Genomic DNA, 11636 nt, shown 5'->3' on the forward strand with positions numbered 1-11636 from the left:
GGCATATCTCAGGAAGTAGCTACTGAAAGAAAGGCGATTGTTGATGGCGCTGCCGGTCATGCTTGCGGTCATCATTTATTTGGAACAGCATCCATAGCTGCAGCCATTGCGGTAAAAGACTATTTAAAGAAAACGGGACAAAAAGGGACGATCAGACTCTACGGTACACCAGCTGAAGAAGGCGGTTCCGGGAAAGTTTATATGGTTCGCGCTGGACTTTTTGATGATGTGGATGTTGTCCTTCACTGGCATGCCGGTGATCAGAATATGGCCAGTCCAAGATCATCAATGGCCAACCGTTCAGCAAAATTTAGATTTCACGGTTATTCCGCCCACGCCGCCGGCGCCCCGGAAAAAGGGCGTTCATCTTTAGATGCGGTGGAAGCTATGAACCACATGGTGAACCTCATGCGGGAACATATTCCCGATGGTTCACGCATTCACTATGTCATTACTCATGGCGGCGATGCCCCCAATGTGGTCCCGGACTATGCAGAAGTTTATTATTACGTTCGTGATTTTAATGTAGATATTCTTGAGGGCATCTGGGGAAGAGTTATAAAAACTGCAGAAGGTGCAGCCTTAGGGACAGGTACTCGGCTGGAATATGAGATTATCCATGGGAATCGTCCTGTATTGGCCAATAATGTGGCGCAAAAAATTATGTATAAAAATTTAGTAGAGATTGGCGGAGTATCGTACACAAAAAAAGAAAGAAAATTTGCAGAGGAGATTTACAAGACACTTCGGTCACCGGACAGAGATATATCTTCTGCGGCGGTAGTTCAGCCCTATAAATTTTCTAAAGGGGGAGGTTCCACCGACGTAGGTGATGTGAGTTGGATGGTGCCAACTGCAGGACTTAGAACTGCCACATGGATCCCGGGAACATCAGCACACACATGGCAAGCTGTAGCTGCAGGCGGTATGGGTATCGGTATGAAAGGTATGATGAATGCGGCCAAAGCAATTGCCGGTACTGCCGTTGATTTATACAACAATCCGGAAGCGGTGAAAGATGCAAAAAAAGAATTAATTGAAAGGAGAGGGTTAAAATTTAACTATTACTCTCTTTTGGGGGATCGAAAACCGCCACTAGATTATCGAAAATAATAATGCAGATGCGTTTTCCCTTTACTTTTTTCACCTGCCTTTTAACGATCGTAGTCTTTTCATGCAATTCTGGAAAGGATGCGAAAACCAGTCTCACCTTAATTGATTATAATGAACACGTTCGCCCTATAATAAATAATAAATGCATCGCCTGTCATGGTGGTGTGAGAAAATTGGCGGGTGTTAGTTTTTTATTTGAAGAAGAAGCATTGGGAAAAAGTAATAATGGTAACAGGATTATATTTCCCGGGAATGCAGCTAGGAGTGAATTAATCGCACGGGTGACCCATCGCGATTCAAATGAAAGAATGCCTTTGGGTGAGGATCCTCTATCCCCCAATGAAATTGATATTTTAACGCGATGGATAGATCAGGGTGCCAAGTGGAAAGATTATTGGGCATTCATACCACCGAAGTCAATAACGCCACACAAGAATGAATCCAATGGGTGGATTAAAAACCCTATAGATCAATTTATCTTGGCGCGGTTAAATGAGGAAGGCCTAAAGCCCTCTAAAGAAGCGGATAAAGAAACACTGTTAAGAAGAGTTAGCTTAGACCTCATTGGGTTGCCTCCGACGATGCAATCTCGGGAATCGTTCTTCAATGACGATTCACCAGAAGCTTACGAAAAACTTGTAGATTATCTTTTGTCATCCCCCCGTTTTGGGGAACATTGGGCATCTATGTGGATGGACCTGGCACGGTATGCAGATTCTAAAGGATACGAAAAAGACGCCCATCGTGAAATTTGGAAATACAGGGACTGGTTGATTGATGCCTTTAATCAGGACATGCCCTTTGATCAGTTTACCATTAATCAACTTGCTGGAGATCTGCTTCCGAATCCCACAAATGATCAAATGATTGCTACTGCTTTTCATCGAAATACCATGAACAATGATGAAGGGGGAACCGATGATGAAGAATTCAGGGTTGCAGCTGTTATAGATCGGGTCAACACAACCTGGGAAGTTTGGCAGGGGATGACATTCAGTTGCGTCCAATGTCACAGTCATCCTTATGATCCATTTAGACATAAAGAATATTACCAGTTTTACTCTTTTTTCAATAATACAGCCGACTCGGATTTGCCAACAGAAGAACCGGTTATGGATGTATATACCAAAGAAGACGAGTCGAGAATCGCCCTCATTAAATTATGGATCAGTGAGAATAAAGGAAGCCCATATAAAAGTGCCCAATTGTCGGCAAAAGAAATTTCATTGGACAGTATAAAAGCAACTTCCCTTCCTATTATGAAAGCGACAAAAGCAGATAATCGCAGAGAAACACATATGTTTGTTAAGGGAAATTGGTTGGACAAAGGGATTCAGGTATCATCGGGTGTTCCAGCCTCTATGCCGCCAATTAAAATTCAGAATAGCCCGGATCGATTGTCAATGGCCAGATGGCTGGTTTCTGGAGAAAATCCACTGACTGCCAGAGTAACTGTGAACCGTTTTTGGGCCAAACTTTTTGGGCGGGGTATTGTAGAAACACTAGAAGTTTTTGGATCACAGGGTGCATCACCTACCCATCCTGAATTACTCGATTGGCTTGCCTTGCAGTTTCAGGGAGAATTTAAATGGGGGATGAAATCCCTACTGAAATTGATGGTCACTTCTTCAACCTATATGCAGTCTTCAACAATTACATCTGAAAACCAGGATAAAGACCCATACAATTATTTATTGGCTCGTGCATCCCGGATAAGGTTAAGTGCGGAACAGATCAGAGATCAATCTTTGGCAGTGGCCCATTTGTTAAGTAAAAAAATGTATGGCCCCAGTGTAAAACCCTATCAACCAGAAGGGGTATGGCAAGTAATTTATAACGGCGTAACTTGGGAAACATCTGTCGGAGAGGATGCTCATAGACGAGGATTATATACTTATTGGCGACGAACAAGTCCGTATCCATCCATGATGAGTTTTGATAGTCCCAGTCGTGAAATTTGTGTGAATCGGCGTATTCTTACCAATACTCCCTTGCAGGCATTGGTTACTCTGAATGACCCTGTTTATTTGGAAGCGGCGAATGCACTGGCAAATTTGATTGAGGGGAGGGGAAGCAATCTTGATCAGCAGATTATTGAGATATTTCAGCGGGCATTACAGCGTGAACCGACTCAGTCTGAAATAAATATACTCAAAGGTGTTCACGCGAAAGCTTCTTCAACATTAAATATGGATGAACCAGGGGGGGCGTCTACAGATGATTATGGTGAAACGTTGAAAACGCCCATGGCAGTGGTGGCGAATGTAATTTTAAATTTAGATGAATTTTTAACCCGGCAATAAATATGATGAATAAATACCTAGAGGCATATATTCGAAAAGTAGAATTTGAAACACGTCGGCATTTTTTAAAACAATGTTCTACGGGGCTGGGTGCGATGGCTTTGGGATCCTTGGCAGGGTGTAATCAAAAAGTTGTTGGGGGATTGGATAAACTAGCAAGAATGGGAAATCCTCTTTTGGCAAAGCCGTCAATGTTCGCTCCAAAAGCAAAACGGGTTATTTATTTGCATATGGCTGGGGCGCCATCTCAACTTGAATTATTTGACTATAAACCGGCGTTGCAAGAGTTAGATGGTCAGGATTGTCCCCAATCCTTATTGGAAGGTAAACGATTCGCATTTATTGAAGGAACACCAAAAATGTTGGGTCCTCTTTATCCCTTTAAACAATATGGAGATTCCGGTGCTTGGGTTTCTGATCGCCTTCCCCATTTTTCCACAATCGTTGATGATGTATCCTTTTTAAAGGCTATGCATACAAATGAGTTTAACCATGCGCCTGCCCAGCTTTTAATGCAAACGGGCTTCCCTCGCCTAGGAAGACCCAGTATGGGATCATGGGTGACTTATGGTCTCGGATCTGAAAATGAAAATCTGCCTGGGTTTATTGTACTTGTCTCTGGCGGGAAAAATCCCAGTGCGGGTAAAAGTATTTGGGGGAGCGGATTTTTACCTTCTATTTATCAAGGTGTTGAATGTAGGAGCCAAGGTGATCCTGTGATGTATCTTTCCGACCCGAAAAATCTGACTCGTGGATTGAAAGAAAAAATTGTAAAAGGAATTAATAAACTGAATGAAAAACACTATAATGAAGTTGGAGACCCTGAAACCTTAACGCGGATTTCACAATATGAAATGGCTTTTAAAATGCAGATGTCTGTGCCGGAAGCAATGGACATTTATAAGGAACCAGAATATGTACATCAAATGTATGGGTCAGAACCGGGAGGATCTTCTTTCGCCAATAACTGTGTTTTGGCCCGCAGGTTGGCCGAACGCGGCTGCCGGTTTATTCAACTATATCACTGGGGTTGGGATGGTCACGGTGCATCGGCGAATGAAGCGTTAGACTTGGGTTTCAAGGATCGTTGCAGGGAAGTTGATAAAGCTATGACGGCCCTTATTATAGATCTGAAACAGAGAGGTATGCTGGAAGAGACACTAGTTGTATGGGGTGGTGAATTTGGTCGAACCCCCATGCGGGAGAATCGCGGTGGCAAAGAAATGGTATATAAGGGGCGGGATCATTTGCTGGAAGCTTTTACAATTTGGATGGCAGGCGGCGGCGTGAAGCAGGGAATCTCTTACGGAGAAACAGATGATATTGGTTACTATGGCGTGGAGGGGAGAACACACGTTCATGACTTACAGGCGACCATTCTACATCTCTTGGGACTTGACCACGAAGAATTGACTTACAATTTCCAGGGACGGCCTTACCGATTGACGGATGTATCCGGTCATGTAATTAGTGATATTTTGGCTTAGAGATTTTATGCTTGAAGTCAGTTCAATATTTGTGCATCCATTCATTCAATTTATTGGGCGCTTTCATCCATTAATTATTCATCTACCAATTGGGTTTCTCATTATTGCTTATATTATGGCGGTGGTCGGATATTTTAATATAGAGAAAAAATCTTATTTAAATGAATCTGTACCTTTAGTTTTGTTTTTGGGATTGCTCAGTGCCATTATTGCAACTACCACAGGCTTTATTTTATCAAGAAGCGGTAGTTACGAGTTAGAAGCAATAATGAATCATCAATTGGCAGGGATTTTCACAACCCTACTAGCAATAGTCACATATATTTTTCGACATAAAAAACTATATTTACCACTTTTTACTGTAACGATTTTGAGCATTTTTATCTCGGGACATTTGGGTGGTGAACTCACCCATGGCAAAGGATTCATAACAAAAGTATTCATTTCATCTAAGAACAAAAGTGATAGTGTTGCCAACGAAGTTAACTTGGCTGATATTTCCATATATCCTCATGTCATTGCACCGTTGCTGGAGGACAATTGTCAAAGCTGTCATAATAAGGAAAAGCCAAATAACGAATTAAATTTGGAAACTTTTGAGTCGCTCATAAAGGGGGGCGTAAGCGGCCCGATTGTTGCGGTAGGAAATGCCTCTGCTAGTGAAATCATTCGACGCATTTCATTGTCAGGAGATGATGACGATGCCATGCCACCAAAAGGTAAAAAAAAGTTAAATTCAGATGAAATTGAATTGTTAAAAATTTGGATAGATACAGGGCTTCCCAATAATGTAATGGTTGCCGATTTAGATCCTCGTAGTGGCATGAAGAAAGTTATTCAAAAATTGATTGAAAAAAATCGATTTTCCACAGAAGCTAAATATATCAATGTACCAAAAGCATCCCCCCCTAAAATTAACCAATTAATTGAAGCGGGTTTTGCCGTTACCCCCATTGTTTTAGATTATCCCCAATTGCAGGTGTCGTATTTTAACCGTCAGGATACCATAACTAAGGCAAAGATTAATCTATTAAAATCTGTAGCACAACAAATCGTCCAGCTCGATTTATCTGGAGCGAATATCCTAGATTGGCGGTTTCTATCTAGGTTTAATAATTTGGTCAAGCTACACTTGAAAAATACATCTATTTCTGACAAGGATTTACAAAATATAAATAGTGAAAACTTGACTCACCTGAACTTGTTCGGAACGAGTATTTCCGAGGAATCAATAAATTCTCTGGTAACTTTTGATAGACTTAAAATGCTCTATATAGGTGAAACCGAGATTACATTAGAAAATATATCAACCCTGAAAAATACACTTCTGGATTTGTCCATTAATTTGGGCGAAGGAAAAGAATCGATTTTAAAAGGAGTAGAATTACCTACGCCCAGTTTTGCTTTGGATCAAAAATTTATAGATGAAACAAGTCAATTAAAATTAAATTCATCTATTGAAGATGTAGAATACTATTATTCGTTTGATAGTACTATACCTATGGATGATTGGGAAAAGTTGGACCGTGATATTTTAGATATTGATCGTTCAGTAGAATTAAATATATATGCAAAAAAGGAGGGATGGCAACGGTCTAAGGTGCTAAAACATACCGTTTTCTTTCAAACTCATAAATTTAAGGATGTAGTCTTATCCCCAGACCCAAGTAACAAATATTTCGGAAAAGGTGCTGCTTCTATAAATGATAAAAATTTGGGTTCTATTCATTTTGATGATGGTACTTGGTTGGGCTATGAAGGAGAAAACGCAGAAATCGACTTGGCTTTTCATGATGAATTAGTTGTGAAAAAGATTTCTTTAAATATGTTGATTGACAGTGATTATTGGATTTTTCCTCCGGAAAAAATTGAGGTATTTTCCTCGAATGACGGACAGAATTATAAAAAAATTGCCATGAAGTTTTTACCTGACCCTCAACTAAAAGATGAAAATTTTAATAAGACAATTAGTTTTGATTTATATGACGAAACTGCGAAATTTCTCAAATTAAAGATTGTCAATAGAGGTCTGTGTCCAGATTGGCATCAAGGTCGCGGAAAAAAAGCTTGGATATTTTTTAACGAAGTGATTGTCGAATGAAAATTGCTATTATTGGCGATAATTGTAGAATTAGGGGCTGCATTATTAGACCGCTTCAGTTGGTTCCCCATTTTAGGAGATTGACTCACCATGCTGATGGAAGGAAATACTTGTGACGGTTCAAAAGATTTTCAAGATTAAAATATTGATTGAACCTCATTTTCTGTGGAAACTCTAGCATATCTGAAAGGATAAAATCCATGCACAAGCAATCGATGAAAACATCTATATTTCTCTTCACAATGATGACTTTTCTATTTGGCAAATCAGCAGATACATTGAAGGTTGGGGATATGGCGCCCGATTTTACACTCTTATCTGAAGAAAATAAAAAGATTACCCTAAAGGATTATCGCGGAAAATGGGTGATTGTTTATTTTTTCCCTAAAGCTGATACACCAGGATGAATCAAGGAAGCGTGCGGGTTCCGCAACGCATTCAGTGAGTATGAAAAAGAAAATATTACCGTATTCGGTATCAGTTATGATTCACCCAAAGCATTGTCGGCATTCAAGAAAAAGTTCAATTTGCCCTTTACTTTATTGTCCGATAAGGGAAAAAAAGTTTCTAAAGCATACGGTACGAAAGGCAGATTTTGGGCTAGCCGTGTGACCTTTGTATTAGATAATAAAGGCCGTATCGAAAAAATTTATAAGAAAATGAACGTCAACACACACGCGGGGGAAATACTTGACGACATCTTGGGTAAAGAATAGTTTATTTCTCATTCTCTTGGGATGGTTGAACGCCCAGGAGCTCAACTATATACACGGCTTCATTACTGATAAAAGTTCGGGAGAAGCCCTCATTGGTGCCAATGTTTACCTCTCCGGGACTGATTTGGGGACAGCCACCAATTACGACGGTTATTATGTTGTGAGTGAAATCCCATCGGGCGATTATGAAGTCGTCATTTCTTATTTGGGTTATAATACTGAGAAGAAGCAAATTCCCCTTAATAATGGTGATGACCTTGAACTGTCCATTGCCCTGGAAATAACTCCCATCGAAATGAGTGCCATTGAAGTGACCGGCAAAGAGGTAGATCGGCGTGTAAATATTCAGATCAGTCGTAATACGCTCAATATGCGCCAACTTAAAAATGTGCCTCAACTTGGAGAAGCGGACCTTTTCAGAACACTTCAAAGTTTACCCGGCGTTCTTACTGAATCTGAATTCAGTACAGGCCTTGTTATTCGCGGCGGTAACTCTGACCAAAACTTAATTTTGTTGGATGGCATCACCGTTTATAACCCCTCTCACGTAGGCGGATTATTTTCCAATTTTATTGTTGATGCCATTAAAGAAGCGGATCTCTTAAAAGGTGGATTCAATGCAGAATATGGCGGCAGACTTTCCGCCGTCCTTAATGTTCGTAGCCGTGAAGGGAACCGAAATGAATTCAATGGAAAAGGGTCAATCTCACTCCTTTCGGCCCAAACTACTTTAGAAGGTCCCGTTGGAAATGGCGCTTGGCTCATGTCCGGAAGACGGACCTATTTTGACCAGATATTTAAGGGAACATCCATGGAGTTTCCCTATTATTTTTATGATTTACAAGGCCATGTTTTTCAAGATGTTGGTAAAAATGATAGACTCTCAATGTCTTTTTATTTGGGGAAAGATGACCTCTTTTGGGATGAGTTATTGCTTAAAGGACAATGGGGCAACCAGACAGTTAGTATGAATTATCGCAAATTTTTCAATACAAAACTGGTGTCCAACTGGCTCCTTGCCAAAAGTCGCTTTAACATCTTTTTTGGCCTTGGTGGAGAGTCAGGGGTAAATGAAGAAGATTATATTGATGATTTTAGTTTCCGGACAGATTGGACGTGGTTTGCTTCCCAAGATATTCAGGTGCGGTTCGGCGGTGAAATGAAAGACTTGGATTTTGTTTACAGTAGTACTTTTTTGGATAGTACTATTTTCGATACACGAACTCATCCAAAGGAAGGGGCCGTATATACTAAAATGAAATATTGGCCCACATCGCGACTGATGATTGAACCTGGGATTCGGGTGAATTATTATGACAAAGCTAGGGAAGATATTTTCATTGATCCTCGTTTCGGGATGAAATTTTTGCTAACTCAGGACCGCTACATTAATTTTTCTGCCGGCGTCTATCATCAATTTATGGAAACAATTCAAGATGATTTTAATCCAAAAATTTTGGACGCTTGGTTTGCAGTTGATTCATCTGTAGCTCCTGCATCAGCTAATCAGATCGTATTAGGATATGAGGAATATTTTGGATCGTCATATCGCTTACAAGTGGAAACTTATTACAAAGATTTGAAAAATTTACTCACCTTTGTAGATGAACGATCCACCGTGGATGAGATCGTTTCTGATGAAACTTTAGATGACCTTGTTGATGTGGGCGATGGGTACGCTTATGGGTTTGAAATCTTCCTAGAAAAACGATTGGGAAGGATAAACGGATGGGCTTCTTATTCTTGGTCCATAGCGCGGAAGAAATTTCAAAATAAGGAATATTATACCAATTGGGACCGGCGCCATGTTTTTAATATTATTGGCAATTTTAGGTTAAATCCCAAATGGGATATTAATGGGAAATGGACATTCCAGACCGGCCAGCCTTACACACAAATCCTTGGTTATTATATTGAAAAAGTGCCGGATGCCTCTACACAGATTTTCCGCACAATCCCCGGAGCTCGGAATGGTGGCCGTTATCCGCTCTATCATCGATTAGATTTAGGTGCTGTTTACCATACAAAGTTTAAAGGGAAAAGCATGGATGTGTTTATCCAGATTGTAAATACATATTGGCAAAAGAATGTATTCCGTTATGCCTACCGCTTTGGTAGTACAATTAATGGTACCGATGATGATGGTGATAAAGAAATTGACGAAGATGACGAAGGTCGTCCGCAACGAGGCGCCATCAATGGATTACCAATTATACCCAGTATTGGAGTGACTTTTGAATTTTAGAATTATCTATTTAGCCCTTCTTGGGCTTTTTGTGTCCTCCTGCGAACCAGTGGATGATACCGAGTCTTATAAAGAAAAAATAGTGGTGTTTGGGAATCTCCGAGCAAACGAAGGATTGAGTGATACAATATTTGTTTCACGGACTTACGATATTGGTCAACCCCATGAAGCAGAAGCGAATTGGATTTCTGATGCGGATGTATCCATAAAGGGACATGTATTCACCCATCCATTTAAGCCGATAAAAAATTCTCCAGGGCGATATATTAAAAAATATGTGGGCGAAAAAACATTACCGAATATAAAATATGAGCTATCTGTGAAATGGGAGGGGCAAACACTTACATCGGAAACTATTATACCTGACACGCTTCATATTCGTTCAGTTCTTTCATCTGATTATCAATGCGACGGTAAACCGGTAACAGTGTTTCCAATCAATTTGTATTTGGATGAAAATACAAAAAGTGACATTCGGCAAGCGATAAATACAGGCGATTTCTCTAAAGTCAAAATGGATACTGTTGTGTATAAAGAGGGCAGTTGCTATACCACCAGTTTTGCTTCGATTCCCATGTTTGTTGTTAAATGGGATGCAGAAAGCAATCCGGGTATGATGCGCCTTGTTAGCTACGCCCTCCAAGATGATGCAGGGAATGCTATAGTAGATACAACCCTTTCAGCCCATATTTTTAAAGGACACATGATGGTAAACGGTGAAGGACAGTATTATTGGGCGAATCCCATCGTATGGCATTTGAGCCAAGAATATTTGGATTTTGGTTGGCTATCCTTTAATTACACCGGTGTTCATTTGGTTGAGGTCCAAGTGGCGGATGAATCATTTAGGAAATATTATAAAGGGTTTCCACTTGGTCCACCCCAAAATCAATATATTCTCCCCGAAAGCAATATTGATGGCGGTTATGGTTTGTTTTCATCCACCTATTCAAAATACTTTTTAGTCTATGTAAAAACGGAAGAAAAATGAAAAAACTAATCTTTGTTTTATTTGTAATTATCGGCTGCACTGAAAACGATAGTAAAAACCCGAAAGGTTACCAAACTGAAAATGTTATTTTGATTACACTGGATGGTGTTCGCTGGCAGGAAATATTTACAGGCGCCGATCAAAATATTATCAATGATTCAATAATGGTGAAAGATTTAGCAGGCACGCGAGCGAAATTTTGGAAATCTGATGAGAATGAAAGGCGTGAAACATTGATGCCTTTCTTGTGGAAAACCATTGGGAAATCCGGACAAATTTATGGGAATAAAAGGAAAGGCAGTGTCATGCGATTAACAAATCCGTATCTATTTTCTTATCCGGGATACAGTGAGCTGTTGGTAGGGTTTAATGATGACAGTGTAAAGAGTAACGACAAAATATTGAATCCCAACATTAATGTACTTGAATTCATGAATGAACAATCTGGATTTGAAAAGAAAGTTGCTGCCTTTGGTTCTTGGGATGTTTTTGATTGGATTCTGAATAACGAACGTAATGATTTCACCATCAATTCCGGAGGATTTCCACTTAAAGACAGCCTCTTAACGCAAAAACAAAAATGGATGAATGAATTTGTTTCTTATATGCCCTATGAAGGCTATGGATTGGGTGTCCGATGGGATGCACTCACGCATGAATATGCAATGGAATATTTAAAA

The 11636-nt window shown here is 40.0% G+C and carries 9 protein-coding genes; all 9 read left to right on the forward strand.

Features of this window, described 5'->3' with window-relative positions:
* Window positions 1-1113: amidohydrolase (locus HN459_09295; GenBank protein MBT3479638.1), on the forward strand; the 1113-nt coding region annotated here is incomplete at its 5' end.
* An 8-nt stretch (window positions 1114-1121) separates the two neighbouring features.
* Window positions 1122-3416, forward strand: coding sequence for a DUF1553 domain-containing protein (locus HN459_09300; protein ID MBT3479639.1), 2295 nt, complete (start codon window positions 1122-1124; stop codon window positions 3414-3416).
* A 5-nt stretch (window positions 3417-3421) separates the two neighbouring features.
* A complete protein-coding gene (locus HN459_09305; protein MBT3479640.1) occupies window positions 3422-4903 on the forward strand; it encodes a DUF1501 domain-containing protein in 1482 nt (493 codons plus the stop codon).
* A 7-nt stretch (window positions 4904-4910) separates the two neighbouring features.
* On the forward strand, window positions 4911-7004 hold the full coding sequence (locus HN459_09310) for a hypothetical protein (GenBank protein ID MBT3479641.1): 2094 nt from the start codon (window positions 4911-4913) through the stop codon (window positions 7002-7004).
* A gap of 215 nt (window positions 7005-7219) precedes the next feature.
* Complete coding sequence (locus HN459_09315; GenBank protein MBT3479642.1) at window positions 7220-7411, forward strand: redoxin domain-containing protein; 192 nt, start codon at window positions 7220-7222, stop codon at window positions 7409-7411.
* On the forward strand, window positions 7412-7720 hold the full coding sequence (locus HN459_09320) for a peroxiredoxin (protein MBT3479643.1): 309 nt from the start codon (window positions 7412-7414) through the stop codon (window positions 7718-7720).
* Window positions 7695-9965 (forward strand): TonB-dependent receptor, encoded by a 2271-nt coding sequence (locus HN459_09325; GenBank protein ID MBT3479644.1) that lies wholly within the window; start codon window positions 7695-7697, stop codon window positions 9963-9965. The genes HN459_09320 and HN459_09325 overlap by 26 nt, the downstream gene beginning before the upstream one ends.
* Window positions 9955-10956, forward strand: coding sequence for a DUF4249 family protein (locus HN459_09330; protein MBT3479645.1), 1002 nt, complete (start codon window positions 9955-9957; stop codon window positions 10954-10956). Before HN459_09325 ends, HN459_09330 begins: the two co-directional genes overlap by 11 nt.
* Window positions 10953-11636: phosphoglyceromutase (locus tag HN459_09335; protein ID MBT3479646.1), on the forward strand; the 684-nt coding region annotated here is incomplete at its 3' end. The genes HN459_09330 and HN459_09335, both read left to right, overlap by 4 nt.

The organism is Candidatus Neomarinimicrobiota bacterium (assembly GCA_018647265.1).
GTDB lineage: Bacteria > Fidelibacterota > Marinisomatia > Marinisomatales > TCS55 > TCS55.